The organism is Actinomycetospora sp. NBRC 106378 (genome assembly GCF_030269685.1).
Taxonomy (GTDB): domain Bacteria; phylum Actinomycetota; class Actinomycetes; order Mycobacteriales; family Pseudonocardiaceae; genus Actinomycetospora.
Window position 1 is genome coordinate 106,933 of the sequence record NZ_BSTT01000003.1, and the last position, 16,461, is coordinate 123,393.

13 protein-coding genes are annotated in these 16,461 nt (G+C 75.1%); 2 read left to right on the plus strand and 11 right to left on the minus strand.

The window, feature by feature from the left end:
• Positions 1 to 26: 26 nt before the first annotated feature.
• The 6 genes from QSK00_RS08910 to QSK00_RS08935 are packed head-to-tail and all read right to left on the minus strand — an operon-like array spanning position 27 to position 6,643.
• Positions 27 to 1,277: a cytochrome P450 gene (locus QSK00_RS08910; protein WP_285589723.1), complete on the minus strand. Its 1,251-nt coding sequence runs from the start codon at positions 1,275 to 1,277 to the stop codon at positions 27 to 29.
• On the minus strand, positions 1,274 to 2,083 hold the full coding sequence (locus QSK00_RS08915) for a carbohydrate ABC transporter permease (RefSeq protein ID WP_285589725.1): 810 nt from the start codon (positions 2,081 to 2,083) through the stop codon (positions 1,274 to 1,276). Before QSK00_RS08915 ends, QSK00_RS08910 begins: the two co-directional genes overlap by 4 nt.
• 11 nt (positions 2,084 to 2,094) lie before the next feature.
• Positions 2,095 to 3,045, minus strand: coding sequence for a carbohydrate ABC transporter permease (locus QSK00_RS08920; RefSeq protein ID WP_285589727.1), 951 nt, complete (start codon positions 3,043 to 3,045; stop codon positions 2,095 to 2,097).
• Positions 3,042 to 4,433: an ABC transporter substrate-binding protein gene (locus QSK00_RS08925; RefSeq protein ID WP_285589729.1), complete on the minus strand. Its 1,392-nt coding sequence runs from the start codon at positions 4,431 to 4,433 to the stop codon at positions 3,042 to 3,044. The genes QSK00_RS08920 and QSK00_RS08925 overlap by 4 nt, the downstream gene beginning before the upstream one ends.
• Complete coding sequence (locus tag QSK00_RS08930) at positions 4,430 to 5,620, minus strand: ABC transporter ATP-binding protein (protein WP_285589730.1); 1,191 nt, start codon at positions 5,618 to 5,620, stop codon at positions 4,430 to 4,432. Before QSK00_RS08930 ends, QSK00_RS08925 begins: the two co-directional genes overlap by 4 nt.
• Before the next feature lie 36 nt (positions 5,621 to 5,656).
• Positions 5,657 to 6,643 carry a PDR/VanB family oxidoreductase gene (locus QSK00_RS08935; protein WP_285589731.1) on the minus strand — a complete coding sequence of 329 codons (987 nt, stop codon included), beginning with the start codon at positions 6,641 to 6,643 and terminating at the stop codon, positions 5,657 to 5,659.
• A 170-nt stretch (positions 6,644 to 6,813) separates the two neighbouring features.
• On the opposite strand from QSK00_RS08935, the gene QSK00_RS08940 reads away from it, so the two are divergent.
• Positions 6,814 to 8,298 carry an MFS transporter gene (locus tag QSK00_RS08940; protein ID WP_285589732.1) on the plus strand — a complete coding sequence of 495 codons (1,485 nt, stop codon included), beginning with the start codon at positions 6,814 to 6,816 and terminating at the stop codon, positions 8,296 to 8,298.
• A 21-nt stretch (positions 8,299 to 8,319) separates the two neighbouring features.
• Here the strand turns inward: QSK00_RS08940 and QSK00_RS08945 are convergent, their stop codons facing one another.
• Genes QSK00_RS08945 through QSK00_RS08955 form a run of 3 tightly spaced genes read right to left on the minus strand, consistent with a single transcriptional unit; the run spans position 8,320 to position 11,315 of the window.
• Positions 8,320 to 9,372, minus strand: a complete 1,053-nt coding sequence (locus QSK00_RS08945; protein ID WP_285589734.1) for an NADP-dependent oxidoreductase — start codon at positions 9,370 to 9,372, stop codon at positions 8,320 to 8,322.
• A complete protein-coding gene (locus tag QSK00_RS08950) occupies positions 9,369 to 10,319 on the minus strand; it encodes a polysaccharide deacetylase family protein (RefSeq protein ID WP_285589737.1) in 951 nt (316 codons plus the stop codon). Before QSK00_RS08950 ends, QSK00_RS08945 begins: the two co-directional genes overlap by 4 nt.
• Before the next feature lie 54 nt (positions 10,320 to 10,373).
• Complete coding sequence (locus QSK00_RS08955) at positions 10,374 to 11,315, minus strand: AraC family transcriptional regulator (protein WP_285589739.1); 942 nt, start codon at positions 11,313 to 11,315, stop codon at positions 10,374 to 10,376.
• A gap of 318 nt (positions 11,316 to 11,633) precedes the next feature.
• Between QSK00_RS08955 and QSK00_RS08960 the strand changes: the two genes are divergently transcribed.
• Positions 11,634 to 12,557 (plus strand): hypothetical protein, encoded by a 924-nt coding sequence (locus QSK00_RS08960; RefSeq protein ID WP_285589742.1) that lies wholly within the window; start codon positions 11,634 to 11,636, stop codon positions 12,555 to 12,557.
• 99 nt (positions 12,558 to 12,656) lie between these two features.
• Here QSK00_RS08960 and QSK00_RS08965 read toward each other — a convergent pair whose 3' ends face one another.
• On the minus strand, positions 12,657 to 13,514 hold the full coding sequence (locus tag QSK00_RS08965) for an ABC transporter permease (RefSeq protein ID WP_285589744.1): 858 nt from the start codon (positions 13,512 to 13,514) through the stop codon (positions 12,657 to 12,659).
• Positions 13,511 to 16,369, minus strand: a complete 2,859-nt coding sequence (locus tag QSK00_RS08970; protein ID WP_502872022.1) for an alpha/beta fold hydrolase — start codon at positions 16,367 to 16,369, stop codon at positions 13,511 to 13,513. The genes QSK00_RS08965 and QSK00_RS08970 overlap by 4 nt, the downstream gene beginning before the upstream one ends.
• Positions 16,370 to 16,461 lie beyond the last annotated feature (92 nt).

The window sequence follows — 16,461 nt, forward strand, 5'->3', positions numbered from 1 at the left end:
GGCGGGCCCCGGCCGTGCCGGTGCGCTCAGGCGGGCGCGCCGAGGTGCACCGGCAGGGTCGCACGGCCGGACACCAGCGTGGTGGGACGGCGCTCGCCGGCCCCGACCGGGGTGAGCCGGGGGAAGCGCCGGAACAGGGCCGCGAGCCCGGTGGCGGCCTCCATCCGGGCGAGCCCCGCACCGAGGCAGTGGTGCGGACCGTGGGAGAACGCCAGGTGGGCGCGCACGTTCGGGCGCCGTACGTCGAACCGGGACGGGTCGGGGAACACCGCCGGGTCGTGTCCCGTCGCGCTCACGTGCACGAGGACGAGCGTGCCGGCGGGCACGGTCGTCCCGGCGACCTCGACGTCGCACACCGCCCGGCGGGCCGCGCGGGTGACCGGGCCCTCGAGGCGCAGCAGCTCGTCGACGGCATCGGGCCACCGGTCCGGCTCGACGGCGAGGAGGGCGGCCTGCCCCGGGTGGGCGGTGAGAGCGACCGCGCCGGTCGAGAGGAGGTGGGTGGTCGTCTCGAACCCGGCCGCGAGCAGGAACATCGCGGTGACGACCAGCTCGTCGGGGTCGTCGTCGGGGTTCTCGTCCGCCAGGCGCCCGAGCAGCCCGGAGGCGTGCCCGAGCTCGCCGCGCAACCACGTCTGCAGCGCGGACAGGTCGTCCTCGATCGCCGCGAAGCGCTCGAACGACATCCCGGTGTCCAACGCCGCCACCACGGAGTCGCTCCATCGCGGCAGCCCGGCGGGCAACGGGCGGGTGAGCCCGAGGAACGCCGTGATCAGGCGCAGGGGCAACGGGTGGGCGTAGCCGGCGACGAGGTCCACCACCCCGCCGTCGCCCGCCGTACCCGGGAGGTCGTCGAGCAGGTCGTCGGCGATCCGCGCGGCCTCGTCGCTCCAGGCCGTGAGGGCGCGCGGGGTGAAGGCGCGGGAGAGCCGGGCGCGGTGGCGGACGTGGTCGTCGCCGTCGAGCGCGATCAACGACGGCCGGTGCTGCGGGCCCGGGGGACCGTCCGTACCCGAGGGTGGTGGCGGCATGGCGAAGGCCCGCGAGGCCAGGACCTCGCGGGCCACGTCGTGGTGGACGGTGACGAGCGTGCCGGGCAGGGCGCCCTCGGCGAAGGGGCGGTGCGCCCGGAGCTCCGCCCAGGCCACCTGGCGCTCGTCGGCGCCGGTCTCCTCGTCGGCGAGCACGGCGTCGGCGACGCCGGCCCGCGCCCGCCGTCGGACCGTCCCCCGCACCACGCCGTGCGAGGCCGCCCACCGGCGCCGCCGGTCGCTCACCGCAGCCCGGAGCGCACGAACGCGCTGACCACCTGGCGCTGCAGCACGAGGTAGAGCGCGAACACCGGCAGGCAGGCGAGCCCCGACGCCGCCATCAGCGGCCCCCACCGCACGCCCTCGGTGCCGAGGAACCCGCGGATGCCGAGCTGGATCACCGCGCCCGAGCGCTGCAGCACCATCGCCGGCCAGAAGTACTCGTTCCAGGCGGTCACGAACAGCAGGATCGCCAGCGCCGCGAGCGCGGGGCGCAGGACCGGGACGACGACGGTCCACAGCGTCCCCCACGACCCGCGGCCGTCCATGCGGGCCGCCTCGAGCAGCTCGCCGGGGATGGACCGCATGTGGGAGCGGAGCAGCAGCACCGCGACCCCGGAGAGCAGCTGCGGGAGGATCACGCCGGCGAGGGTGTTGAGCAGTCCGGCCTGGTAGAGCAGCACGTAGTTGGGCAGCATCGTCACCTGGAACGGGATCAGCCAGGTGCCGATCATGGCGAGGTAGAGCAGTTTCTCGCCGCGGAACCGGTAGGCGGCGAACGCGTACGCCGCGAGCAGGGCCACCAGCAGCTGGCCGACCGCCACCCCGACCGCGACCACTGCGGTGTTCGCGAGCAGCCCGACCACGTCGAGCTCCCGGGCGGCCTCGCGGTAGCTCCCCAGCGAGAGCGGCCAGGGCAGGAGCGAGGTGGCGAACACGTCGCCCGGCCGGCGCAGCGACGTCGCGTACATCCAGTAGATCGGGAACACGCACGCCAGCCCGACGGCGGCCAGCACCAGGTGGCCGCGCACGGCCCGGAGACGGTCGGTCACGAGGCTCGCCCCTAGTCGTCGTGGAAGCTCAGGCGGTCGGACAGGGTCACCAGCACCCACGCCACGGCGAGGAAGACGACGAAGAACACGAGGCCCGCGGCCGCTCCGTGACCGGCGTCGAACGAGCGGAAGCCGTACTCCCAGAGCAGGTAGTAGATACTCGTCGTCGCGTCGCCCGGGCCGCCCTGGGTCAGGGTGTCGACCAGCGGGAAGCTCCACTGGGCCGACAGCAGGATCGTCATCAGCGTGAGGAACACCAGGGTCGGCGAGAGCAGCGGCAGCGTGATCCGCCAGGTGATCTGCCGGGGCCGGGCGCCGTCCACCGACGCTGCGGCGGCGTACTCGTCGTCGGTGCCGCCCAGCCCGGCGGAGACGATCAGCGTCGCGAAGCCGAGGACGTGCCACCCGGTCACGACGATGATCGCGACCTGCGCGGCCGTCGGGTCGGCGAGCCAGTTGACCTGCAGGCCGAGGACCCGGTTGACCGCGCCGGAGCCGGGGTCGAGCAGCCACTGCCAGATCGCGGCGCTGGCCACGGGGGCGACGAGCATCGGCGCGAACACCAGCGCCTGGTAGAGGGTGCGGGCCCGCCCGCGCACGCGGCGGGCGGACAGCGCGATCACCACCGGCAGCACGATCGTGAAGGGCAGCAGCCCGACGATGAACAGCGCGGTGACCCCGACGGCGTCGCCGAGTTCCGGCGCGGTCAGCACCTCGCGGAAGTTCGCCGCCCCCACCGGCGTGGCCGGCGAGGTCGGGAGCAGGTTCCACGACAGCGTGGACAACTGCACGGCCTGCAGCAGCGGGCGGTACGTCCAGACGACGAGCAGGGCGAGGGCCGGCGCGAGGTAGAGGTAGGGCGCGGCGGCCCCGACGAGCCGCCGCCCGGCGGACCGGCGGGCGGGCGGCACCTCCGCCGCCGGCGCGGGGGCCGGCGGCGGGACCTCGACGAGCAGGGTCATCGGGTGGTCGGCAGCAGCGCCGCCGCCTCGTTCTGCGCCGCGGTCATGGTGGCGGTCGGGTCGGCGCCCTGGAAGACGACGCTCTCGACGCCGGCCATCATGCGGTCCTTGATCCGGGTGTAGTCGTTGCCCGGGAAGGACTGCCAGCGCTGCAGGCGGGAGAGCTGCTCGAGGTTCGGCGCGAGGAGCGGGTTCCTCGCCGCCCACGGCTGCAGGTAGCGGGGGTCGTCGACGAGCGACGTGCGCAGCGGCAGGTAGCCGATCTTCGAGGAGATCGTGGTGTAGGCGCGGTCGCTGGTCAGGAACTGCACCAGCTCCCACGCGGCGCGCTGTTTCGCCGGGTCGTTCGAGAGCACGAACAGCGCCGCCCCGGAGTTGGTCGGCATGGTCGGGCGGCCGTCGAAGGAGGGCATCGGGGCGGCGCGGAGGTCCCACTTGCCGGCCGCGCCCTTCTGGAACGTGCCCTGCAGCGAGCTCGACTCGAGCAGCATCCCCATCTCCCCGCGGGCGAACTGCGGGTAGGCCTGGGCCTGGGAGAGCTTCGGCGCGGCGCCGGAGTTCACGAGGTCCTGGACCATCGCGACGGCGCCGACGGCGGGCGGTTCGCCGAAGGTCAGACGGGAGCGGTCGTCGGAGATCACCGAGCCGCCGTTGGACTCGACGAGCGCCTGGTAGCACCAGTCGTTGGCCACGCGGGTCACGCAGTCGACGTAGCTGCCGTCGCGACCCGTCCGCGCCTTGATGGCCTGGGCCGCGGTCTTCACCTCGGCCCACGTCCGCGGCGGGGTGTTCGGATCGAGGCCGGCGGCCGCGAACAGCGACGCGTTGTAGTAGAGCACCGGGGTGGAGAAGACGAAGGGGACGCCGTAGGTCTTCCCCTCCCAGTCGCCGAGCGTCCGCGCCGCCGGGGCGTAGGGGTGCTCGCCGCCGAAGTTCGCATCGACGGCGGGCCGGCCGACGAGGTCGTCGAGCGGCTTCGCCCCGAGCTGGTGGACGGTGAAGTCGAGGTCGCCGAAGCCGAGCTGGGCGACGTCGGGCGGGTTCCCGGTGACGAGCTGCGCCTGGACGCTCGGGACCGCGTTCGAGACGCCGTTGGGGCTCGTGCCCTGCGGCTTCTGCGCGTTGACCGTGATGTTCGGGTGCTCGCGGGAGAACTCGCCGAGGAGCTCGTTGAAGGTGTCGGTCCAGGTCCCGGCCTGCGAGAGGTTGTAGCTCTCGAAGGTGATCGTGACCTTCTGGTCGGGGGCGAGCTCCGGGGCGAACGCGGTGCCGCCGGAGGTGGTGGGCGCCCCGATCCCGCACGCGGTGAGCACGAGGGCGGCGGCGACCAGGAGGCCGGCGAGACGGGCGGGTGGACGGGTCAGCAGGTGGCGGGACGGGCGTGTCACGGCAGGCTCCTCGCGAGCGGGCGGTCGTCGAGCGCGGGCTCGACGGCGGGGGAGGACGGGGCGGGGGAGACGGCGCCCGGTCGACGTTCGAGGCGCCGTCCGGAGTCGGGGTCGAACAGGTGGACCCGGGCGGGGTCGACGGCCAGGCCGACCTCGCGGCCCGGCACCACACCGAGCGGACGGGGGCCGCGGACGGTGACCTCGGGTCCGCCGTCGGCGCCGAGCACGCACCGCGCCAGCTCCTCGCTGCCGAGGTTCTCGACGGCGCTCACCCGGCCCCGCAGGACGGCGTCGGGGGCGTCGGGCGCGCGGACGACGAGGTGCTCGGGGCGGACGCCGAGCACGAGGGCCCGGGAGGACCCGGCGTCGGGAACCGGCCCCGGCCCGGCGTCGGGAAGGGAGAGATCCAGACCGACGGCGCGGGCGCGGACGCCGTGGGGGCCGACGACGGCGTCGACGTCGAGCAGGTTCATCGGCGGGGAGCCGAGGAAGCCGGCGACGAAGGTGGTGGCCGGGGCGTCGTAGACCTCGGCGGGCGTGCCGACCTGGACGAGCCGGCCGCCGTCGAGCAGGGCCACGCGGTCGGCCATCGTCATGGCCTCGACCTGGTCGTGGGTGACGTAGAGGACCGTGGCGCGCAGGCGGCGGTGCAGGGCGGAGAGCCCGGCGCGGGTGGACGTGCGCAGCTTGGCGTCGAGGTTGGACAGCGGCTCGTCCATGAGGAAGGCCCCGGGCTCGCGGACCAGGGCGCGTCCGAGCGCGACGCGCTGGCGCTGGCCGCCGGAGAGCTCCTTCGGACGGCGCCGCAGCAGCTCGGTGAGGCCGAGCTCGGCCGCGACGGCGGCGACCTTCTCGCGGACGACGGCCCGGCGCTCGCCCCGCACCCGGAGCGGGAACCCGAGGTTCGACGCGACGGTGAGGTGGGGGTAGAGCGCGTAGCTCTGGAACACCATCGCGAGGTCGCGGTCGCGCGGCGGGACGGCGGTGACGTCGGCGTCGTCGACCAGGACGCGCCCGTCGGTGGGCTCGATCAGGCCCGCGACCATCCGCAGCAGCGTCGACTTGCCGCAGCCGCTGGGGCCGAGCAGGACGAGGAACTCCCCGTCGGCGACGTCGAGGTCGATGCCGTCGACGGCGACGGTGTCGCCGTAGGTCTTGCGCAGTCCGCTCAGCCGGATGCGGCTCATGTCCGGGGTCTCCTCCGGGTGTCGGGCTAGCGGTCGCTAGAGGTCGAGGACGAGGCGAGGGGAGCGCGCGCGGGAGACGCACAGGAACATCGAGGTCCCGGCGGCCCGCTCCTCGTCGGTCAGGATCGAGTCGCGGTGGTCGACGAGGCCGTCGACGACGCCGGTCTCGCAGCTCGCGCAGGTCCCCTCGCGGCAGGAGGAGGGGACGTCGGCGCCGGCGCGGCTGACGGCGTCGAGGACGCTCTGGCCCTCGGCCACCTGCACGACGGCGCCGGTGGAGCGCAGCAGGACCTCGAACGGTCCGTCGGCGTCGGCGTCGGTCACGACCGCCTTCGGCGCGAAGCGCTCGACGTGCAGCGTCACGTGGTCGGGGCGGGCGGCCTCGGCCGCGGCGAGCAGGCCCTCCGGGCCGCAGCAGGACACGGCGGTGCCCGGCGCGAGTCCGGCGAGCAGCCCGGCGACGTCGAGCAGCCCGTCGACGTCGTCGTGGTGGTGCTCGCCGCCGAGCGCGGTGACCTCGGCGGCGAAGGGGGACCGGGCGGCCGAGCGGGTCGCGTGCAGCAGACGGACGGGGGTACCGCGCCGGTGGAGCTCGCGGGCCATCGGCAGCAGGGGCGTGATCCCGATGCCGCCCCCGAGGAGCAGGTGCGCCGGGGCGTCCGGCAGCGCGAAGTTGTTGCGGGGGTCGCCGACCTCGAGGACCGAGCCGACCCCGATCTCGTCGTGCAGGGCCACCGAGCCGCCGCGCCCCCCGGCCTCACGCAGGACGCCGAGGCGCCAGCGGCCGCGATCGGCGGGGTCGCCGCACAGCGAGTACTGGCGGACGGTGGCGGCGTTCAGCACCACGTCGACGTGCGCGCCGGGGGCCCAGGCGGGCAGGGGAGCGCCCTGCGGGTCGACGAGGTCGAGGGCCACGACGTCGTCGCACTCCACGGTGCGGCGGTCGACGCGCAGCGGTCGGGTCCCCGAGGGGCCGATGTCGGCGGGGTCCGGGGAGACGGTCAGGGGGGCGGAGCGGGACATGGTCGGACTCCGTCGCAGACGACGTGGGGGAGCGGGAGGAGCCGGGTACCGAGCGGCCCGGCGACGTGAGCAACCCTGACAGCCCGCCCCCGGGAGGTGCGCCGATCAGGTCATCGGAAACGACGATCGAGGGGCGGGCCGGAGGGGATCGTTCGCCAGGCTCACCACCTGTGAGCAGCACCGTGTCGCGCCGTCACCTGTCGCGCGGGGGTGGCTTCGCCGCCCTCGGCCTCGTGCTGGGCCTGTTCTTCTTCGCCGCCGCCGCACCCTCGGCGCTCTACGCCCTCTACCAGGCGCAGTGGCGGTACTCGGTGACGACGCTGACGGCGGTGTTCGCCGTCTACGCGATCGCGCTGCTCGTGGCGTTGCTGACGACGGGTTCCCTCTCGGACGTCGTCGGGCGCCGCCCGGTGCTGCTCGTGGCCATCGGGGCCCAGCTCGTGGCGCTGGTGCTCTTCGCCGCGGCCGACGGGGTGGGCTGGTTGTTCGCGGCCCGGGCGGTGCAGGGCGTGGCCACCGGGCTCGCGACGTCCGTGCTGTCGGCCGGCCTCGTCGACCTGGCCCCGCCGGAGCGTCCCTCGACGGCGTCGGTGGTGACGACCGGCGGGCCCACCACGGGGCAGGCGCTCGGTGCGGTGGGCGCGGGGGCGTTGGTGCAGTTCGCGCCGGCGCCGACCGTGCTCGTGTACGCGGTGATGATCGTCGGGTTCCTCGCCTGTGCGGTCGCCGTGTGGTTCCTCCCCGAGCCGGTGACCCGACGGCCGTTGCGGGTCGGGGTCTTCGTCCCGCGGGTCGGCCTGCCGCGGGAGGCACGACCCGCCTTCCTGGCTGCGGCACCCTGCGTGATCGCGGTGTGGGCGCTCTCCGGGCTGCACCTGTCGCTGGGGCCCTCGCTCGCCGGCGTGCTGCTCGGGTCGGGCGACCGGCTCCTCAGCGCCCTCGTGGTCACCCTCCTGACCGGCTGCGGGGCCGTGGCCGCGGTGTCCGGCCGGGGGCGACCGCCCCGGACGGTGCTCGTCGCGGGCTGCGGGTTCCTGCTGCTCGGGATGGCGCTGACGCTGTGGGGGATCGGGCCGACGGCCTCGGTGACGGTGTTCTACGTCGGGACGGGGGTCGCCGGCCTCGGCTTCGGACTGGGCCTGCTCGGGACCGTGTCGACGGTCATGACGGCAGCGCCGGCGGCCGACCGGGCCCGGGTTGCCGCGACGATGTTCGTCCTGGCCTACCTGTCGTTCGGGCTGCCCGCCGTCGCGGCCGGAGCAGCGACGCCGACGTTCGGGCTCCGGACCGTGGCGATGGTCTACGGCCTCGCGGTCGGGGTGCTCGCCCTGGTCGCGCTGGTGGCGACCCTCGTGGTGCGGCCGGCTCCTGCCCCGGCCGCCGATGCCCCGGCCGCCGATGCCCCGTGCCCGACCCTCCGTGGCCACGTCCGTGACGCCGAGGGCGGCGCGGTCGACGCCGTGCTCACGCTCGTCGACCGCCACGGGCGCCAGGTGGCGTGCGGGACCACCGACCATGACGGCGGGTTCGCCCTGGCCGGCGCGACCGCCGCGGGCACGGGCATCCTCGTGGTCCGCCGTCGTGACGGGGATCGGGCGCCCACCGCCGTGTCGGTCGCGGTCGGGCAGACGGTGACCCACGACGTCGTGGTGTGAGCGCCTCCTGCCAAGGTGGCGTCAGGAGTGCCCGGGAGCGACGAGCATCTTCCCGGTGTTCTCCCCGCGCAGGAGGCCGCGGAAGGCGTCGACGGCGTGGTCGATCCCGCCGACCACGGTCTCTCGGAACCGGAGCTGTCCCCCGGCGACCCACGGCGTGACGTCCTCCAGGAAGTCGGCGTTGCGGTCGAGCGAGTCGGTGACGATGAAGCCGCGGATCGAGAGGCGTTTGCGGACGATCTGGGCGAGGTTGCCGACGCCCGCCGAGGGCTGCTCGGCCGTGTCGTTGTAGCCCGCGATCATGCCGCAGACGGCGAAGCGCGCGAAGTCGTTCGCCGAGGCGAGGGCGGCCTCCAGGTGGTCGTGGCCGACGTTGTCGAAGTAGAGGTCGATGCCGTCCGGTGCGGCGGCGCGCAGGGAGCGACGCACGGGTCCGTCGCGGTAGGAGAACGCGGCGTCGAACCCCAGTTCGTCGGTCAGCCACGCGACCTTCTCGGCGGAGCCGGCGCTGCCGATCACCCTGGCTGCGCCCTTGAGCCGGGCCAGCTGACCGACGAGGCTGCCCACGGCGCCCGCCGCCCCGGACACGAACACGGTGTCGCCGGCGCGCAGTCCGGCGATGTCGAGCAGCCCGACCCACGCGGTGAGTCCCGGGACCCCGAGGACGCCCAGGTAGGCCGAGGGCGGCACTCCGTCGGGAACCCGGAGACGTTCCACGCTGCTCGCGGGGGCGATTCCATGGGTGCGCCAGCCGAGGTTCGTGCGGACGAGGTCGCCGACGGCGACGTCGTCGACGGTCGAGGCGAGCACCTCGCCGATCGCGCGCCCGTCCATGACCTCGCCGAGGGCGTAGGGCGCGACGTAGCTCGGGATGTCGTTCATCCGCCCGCGCATGTAGGGGTCGACCGAGAAGTGGTGGTTGGCCACCAGCACCTCGTGCTCGCCGAGCCCCGTGAGCTCGCGGTCGACCAGGGCGAAGTCGTCGTGCTCGGGGAACCCGTGCGGGCGCCGGACGAGGTGGACCTCGCGCGCGACGACCGCGCGCGGGAGCGGATGCACCACTGCCGTGTTCATGCCCAGCTCCAGTCGTAGGTCCCGCCGACGCGCTCCACGACCCGCCGGAGGATGCCGTCGTAGACGGCGATGCTGTCCTCACCGGCCACCGGCGCCGCGTCGAGCACCGCGGCCAGCGCCTCGGGTTCCACGCTGCGCACCGGGTCCCCGGACGCCAGGGCGTAGCGCTGCAGGTGGTTGCGGAACAGGCGGGTGGCCGGGGAGAAGGACCGGTTCGCCGGATGGGCCATCGCGGTCTCGAGGGACACGAACCGCACGCCGAGATCGCGGAAGCGACCGAGGATCTCCGAGGTGAGGTCCTCGGCGAGAGGGGTGCCGTGGATGAGCCAGATGTAGGGGAACGCGGCGCCGAACATGCGCTTCCCGGCCTCGGCGTGCCAGACGAGGTGGCCCACGGCCGCGTCGACGAAGGAGGTCCGCAACAGCGCCTGCGCTTCGGTGTCCCCGGTGCGGACCGCGCGCTCGTACGGTGCGGTCCAGGCGAAGTCGCCGAACCAGGCGGTGATCGGTGCGGTGGTGTAGCCCTGCTCCCGGAGGTGGTCCTCGACGGCTCCCCGCTTGGCCTCGGTCTGCCCGGAGGAGTCCATGGCGTGCCGGAAGTAGCGGACCGGGGCCTGGTCGACGTAGCGCCCGATCCACCGCTCCGCGCGGGCGATGTCGGCGCAGTAGGCCTGCGCGTCGAGCCAGTTCAGGCTCGCGTGGTGATGCGTGTGGTTGCCCAGGTGGTGCCCGGCGGCGCACCAGGTCTCGAGGACCCCCTCGAGGGAGGGATCGTCCTCGACGGGGGAGGTGTGGGCGAAGCCGTAGACGCCCGACAGTCCGTGCTCGGCGAAGGCCCGGCACAGCCCGTCGGTGATCGTCCGTGCGGTGTGGCCCGCCGGCATCGGCGTGCCTTCCCACAGGATCAGCTCGTCCACCGTGACAGCGACATCGATGTCCAGGTGCATGACGCCACCGTGGTGCCGAGCGCCGCGCAGGAGTTCGTCGCGGGCGCACGGAAGTCAGCGTGGACGCACCGACACCGCGCGGGCCGGCGCGGAGGTCCGCCGGACATCGACCGGGCGCAGCCCGAAGCGCCGTCGGAACGCCGTGCTGAAGGCACCGGGGCTCGCGAACCCGCACTCCGCGGCGATCCGGGCGATCGAGGTGGTCGTCCCCTGCTCGAGACGGGCCCGGGCGCGCTCGAGCCGCACCTCACGGATCAGGGCGGTCGGGGTCGTCCCCTCGTCGTGGAGCACCGTCTGGACGTAGCGCTGCGACCAGCCCAGGGCTGCGGCGACCGCAGGGCCGTCGAGTGCGGGGTCGTCCGCGTGCTCCTCGACGAAGCGCCGGACCGACGCGGACACCGCCGCACCGTGGCCCGAGCCCGCGTCGCGGGCCCCGGCCGCCGCGAGGCACACCAGGTCGACGGCACGCTCGCAGACCGTGTCGAACTCCCGCTCGGTGAGCGCCGCTCGCTCGCCCCAGAGCGTGCGGAGGAGCTCGAAGGCCACCCGTCCGACCCCCGCACCACGGTCCAGGGCGGTCGCCGGCCGACCGACGGGCGACCACCGCCCGAGGACACTCGCCTCGGGCACGACCAGGGCGACCGCGGCGAAGCCCGCGCCGTGCCAGAGCGCCGTCGCCCGGTCGGCCGGGCAGAGGACCATCGTGCCGCGCGCGAGGTCGACCCGACGGCCGCCCTGCTCCACACGGCCCCGCCCGCGCACGGCCGCGAACAGCGAGAAGGTCCCGCGCGGGTCCCGGCGCACGTCCTGGGGGGCCCGGCGCACGCCCTCCTCGTCCCCGGACCAGCAGACCATGCGGTGGCGCTCGGAGCGCTGCCAGGTCAGGCGGCCCCGGTAGTGCTGCGGTGTCGCGATCCGCACCCGCCCGTGCTGCTCGCTGACCGCCGCGGACCAACGCTCGTCGGCGACCCGCTCACCGCCTTCGTACACGGGCACCTCCGGCTCGTCCGATGCACCATCTTGGCCCGGGACACCCGCTCGATCGAGCGGTCGAGATGCCCGGGTGCCGTCGGCTCGCGGTCGCCTCCGCCTCGGAGGACGCTCCTCAGGCTCGTCCACCTCGGACGTCAGATGTGGGCCTTGGCGACGATCACGCGGCGACGATGTGCCGAGGCACCGACAGCAGCACCGATCCCGCTGCCGCACGATGCGAACTCCGTCACCCACCCCGTCCTGTCACGACGAGGTCTCGACCGACGATGATCCCTGGGGGCAGCGCGTGGCCGGGGGACATCGACAGCGAGGGATGGCGTGGTGGCACAGGCGACACCGACCGTGGACGACCGCGACGGCGAGCCCGGGCCGGTCCACCCCTACGTCGAGGCGCTGACCGGCCTGCCCGGCGTGGAGCACGTGGCGGTCGTGGACATCTCCGGGCAGCACGTGCTGGGGGAGTGGGGCGGCCCGGCCGGCTCGGCGGACCCACTGCTCGCCCGCGCCCGCGAGGCCGCGGACCGGACGGGACGCCGCGAGCTCGAGGACGTCGTGTCGACGACCCCCGCCGCCTTCCACCTCTCCCGGCTCGTCCTCGCCGGCCCGGGTCACCCCGAGTCGGTGTGGGTGGCCCTGCGGGTCGATCGGGCGCAGGGGAGCCTCCCGTGGTCCCGGGCGGCGCTCGCCGGGCTGGACGGCCCCACGGGAGCCCCCGTCCCGCGGATCCCGGCGCCCCGGGAGGAACCGTCCGGCGGACCGGTGGTGCCCTCGCCGCGGATCGTGCCCCCGCCGCCCGTGCCGCTGGTGGCTCCCGCACCCGCCGTTCCCGCCGTTCCCGCCGCACCCGCCGCCGTCGTGCCGGTGCGGACCCACGTCACCCTCACGGCTCGAGCGGCCGCGCCCGCCCCGGTCGCTCCTCCGCCCCCGGACGACCGGACCGCCGAGACCCCGCTCGTCGAGGTCCCGACGACGGTGGAGCTGCGTCTCCCGGCGCCGCCGGCTCCCGAGCCCGAGCCCCCGGCCGCCGAGCCGGAGCGGCGCAGTTCGTTCGCGCCGGTGCTCACCGTGGCGCCGCCACCCTCACCGGTCCCCGACGACGGGACTACCGAGGAGCCGGCGCCCATGCCCGCGCCGGTCGTCTACGCCCCGGACCCCGTCGAGGAGCCCCGGGCGGCGGACGAGGTGGACGCCGACGAGCCGCGGGTCATGCGGCGCCTGATCCACGGTCTCCGCCGCCGCACGTAGGCCGAGACGTCCCTCATCGGGCTCCCGGTGCCCCGCCGGCCCGATGAGTGACGCCTCGGCCGGCACGCCGGCCGGCCCGACGGGTGACGACCCGAGCCGTCAGCTCGTGATGTCCTTGCGCCGGAACCACCAGACCGCCGTGGCGCCGAAGGCGACCGCCCACACGAGCGCGGCGAGCACACCCTGGGCCATCTCGGTGCCGTCGACGTCGGCGGTGAGCAGGTCGGTCCACGCGAACGCGTAGTGCGTCGGGAGCACGTTCCGGATCGATCCGAGCGCGTCCACCGTGTCGAGGATCTGCGACAGGATCGACACCAGCACCGCGCCGCCGACCGCCCCGAGCGGCGCGTCCGTGACCACCGAGAGCAGCGTCGCGACGCCCGCCACCCACGTCAGCTGCAGCGCGACGTAGACCGTCGCCAGCAGCAGGCGCAGCACCCCGGTGCCGTAGGGCAGCGTCTCCCCGGTCGGCGACGCGAGCGGTCCGTCGCCGTAGACCAGCGTGCCGAGCGCCAGCGCGACGAGCGGCAGGACGGCGATCACCGTGATCGAGAGCAGGCCCGCGACGATCACCTTCTGCCGCAGCAACCGCACCCGCGGCACGGGGATCGCCAGGAGGTAGCGCAGCGACGACCACGACGCCTCGCTCGCCACGGTGTCCCCGAAGAACAGGGCCACGACCACGACGAACAGGAAGCTCGCCGAGGAGAACAGCGCGAAGACCACGAAGTTCGGCCCGGAGGTCTGCGCGAGGTCGGTCAGCGAGAGCCCGGCCTGCCCCGACGAGTCGTCGCCCACCGAGAACGCGATCCAGAGGATCACCGGCAGCAGCGCGAACAGCCCCACCGTGATCTGGGTGCGCCGGCGGCGGAGCTGCCGCAGCAGCTCGATGCGGACCGGCAAGGTCCGTCCCGACGACGCCTGCCGCGGCCCCAGCCGCACGTCACCGCTGGTCATCGCTGCTCCTCCCCGATCAGCGCGAGGAACGCGTCCTCGAGGCGCCGCCGCGGGCCCACCCCGACGACGTCCACGCCCGCCTCGACCAGCAGCCGGACGACGGCGGCCCGCTCGGTCTCCGTGCTGCCGCTGTCGGCGATGACCACGTCCGCCCGCTCCGGGTCGGACTCGGCGGCGAACCCGCCGTCGCGCAGCAGCACCACCGCGCGGTCGCGGTCACCGGCGACGGCGACCGCCACCTGCCCACCCGCGACGAGCTCGGCCACCTCCCCGGCCGCGACGACCTCGCCCCGGTGCATGACGACGACGTGGTCGCAGGTCTGCTCCACCTCCGCCAGCAGGTGGCTCGACACCAGCACCGTCCGCCCGCTGCCCCCGCCCGCGTACTGCTTGAGCACCTCACGCATGGCGTGGATCTGGGGCGGGTCGAGGCCGTTGGTCGGCTCGTCGAGCACGAGCAGGTCGGGCAGCCCCAGCATCGCCTGGGCGATCGCGAGGCGCTGCCGCATGCCCTGCGAGTAGGTGCGCACGACCCGGTCGACCGCCATGCCGAGCCCTGCGATCTCCAGGGCCTCGTCCATCCGCGCCTCGCCGATCGGGCGCCCGGTCGCCGCCCAGTACAGCTCCAGGTTGGACCGCCCCGACAGGTGCGGCAGGAAGCCGGGACCCTCGACGAACGACCCGATCCGTCCCAGGACCGGCGCCCCCGGCGTGACGCGGACCCCGAAGACCCGCAGCTCACCGGCCGTCGGGCGCAACAGTCCCAGCAGCATCCGCAGCGTCGTCGTCTTGCCCGCCCCGTTGGGTCCGAGCAGCCCGAGCACCTGCCCGCGCTCCACGCGGAACGACACGTCGCGCACCGCGGTGAACCCGTTGCGGTACCGCTTCGCGAGCGAGCGGACCACGAGCGGCACGTCGACCAGGTCCGCGTCGACGGCGAGGTCCCCGCCGGGCTCGGCGTCCCGACGACGGCGCCGGGCCGCCACGACCCGCCCGATCACCACCGCGGCGACGACGCCGAGCAGCAGCACCCCGATGGCGACCAGCGGTCCGGCCGGCACGCTCGACCCGCCGGTCTGCTCGCCGGGCACCTCGGGCACGGACAGGGCGGACCCGGCGAGCGCGATCCGGTACACGGCCGGGTCGGCGGGCGACGCGAACCCCTGGTCGGTCGTGGCGAAGGCGACCTCGAGGCGGTGTCCTGCCTGCACGGTCGCGACGACGGCGGGCAGCGTCACGGTGACCGTCTGCGTCCCGGGCTGCGCGGCCAGGCGCAGCGGGGCCACGGCGTTGCCGAGCAGCGAGCGCGTGTCCGGCGCCCCGTTCCGCCCCGGGGCGACGTCGTAGACCTTGCCGAAGAGCACCGGTCCCGACGACGGAGCCGGGGCACCCGGGGCGGTCGCGCCCGTCGTCGTGACCGCGATCCGGACCCGCGGCGACCCCGAGACGATCGTGCGGTCGGCCAGCGGGGCGGTGCGGAAGGTCGCGGCCTGGCCCGGGAGGTCGGACGCGAGCCGGCCGAGCAGGGCGCTCGCCCCGCCGCCCCCGCCACCACCGGAGCCCCCGCCGCCCGAGCTCCCGGAGCCCGAGGCGTCGGACCCACCGCCCGCGCCGCCCGCCAGCGCCGACAGCCCCGGGATGGAGGACACCGAGCCCGGCACGCCGCCCGCGGGGGCGACGACCGCCTGCTCGTCGCCGGTGAGCGCGAGGTCGGTCCGGGGCGCGGCCGCCGGGTACGACGGCGCGGTGACGACGCGCTGGGTGGGGGCCGACCGACTGCGCACGCCCGAGGGCAGGACGTAGGTGAACTCGGCCGGCGGCGCCGTCGTCGTGGTGCCCAGCAGATAGTGGTCGAGCCATGCGGAGATCCGGGCGTTCGTGCGGGAGTCCGTCGACCCGCCGTCGTGACCCCCGTTGAACCACGCCACGGCGACCGTGCCGCCGCCGGCGGCGATGGCGCGGGCGTTCGCGTCGGCCTGGTCGAGGCCGAAGAGCGTGTCGTTCTCGCCCTGCACGAGCAGCGTCGGGGCCTGGATCCGGTTCGCGACGGAGGCGGGGGAGGACCGTTCGAGGTAGCTCGCGAGGGCGGCGGGCTCGCGGCCGGTGCGCACCGCCTCGACGTAGCCCGCGCAGACCTCGGGGAGGAACCGGCCGCAGACGTCGGGGGTCTGGCCGGAGCCGGACCGCGTGCCGATCCCGAAGAACAGGGACGCCCAGGACCGCTTGAACACCCCGTCCGGCGCGTCCGCCCCGACCGCCGGGGTGCCGGCGAGCGGACCGGTCGCCGCGTCGTTGGGGAAGAGCGCCTGGCCGAGGTCGTTCCAGGTGATCATCGGGACGGTGACGTCGATGCGCCGGTCGTAGGCGGCGAGCAGCAGGGCGAGTGCGCCGCCGTAGGAGCCGCCCATGACCCCGACCCGCGGGTCGCCCGGGCCGTCCTGGGTCACCTCGGGCCGCGCGGCGAGCCAGTCGACGAGCTGGGAGGCGTCGGCGACCTCGTAGTCGGGGTTGTTCAGCGCGATCTGCCCGGTGCTCTGCCCGAACCCGCGGGCCGACCACGCCAGGACGACGTACCCGCGGGCGGCGAGGCTGCGGGCCTCGTCCGCGACCGACCGCTTGTCCGCGCCGAACCCGTGGGCCAGCAGCATCGCCGGCGCCGGGGTGCGCGCCGGGAGGTAGAGGGTGGCGTCGAGGGACTGCGGCTGGTCCCGTGCGGGGCCGTCGCGGACCTCGATGCGGAGGTCCTGCGTGCGGACGTCGCCGTCCTGGGTCTGGGTGGGCACCGCCTGGGCCGGGGCTGCGAGGAACACCCCCAGCAGCACGATCAGGGGCAGCACGAACAGGCGGATCACCACCGGAACCCTAGGTGGCCGTGGTGATGTCGGCGTGCGGCGCCGGGGTTGCCGTCCCCCGGGAGTGAACTTCGGAACACCCCGGGTGCCTGCTG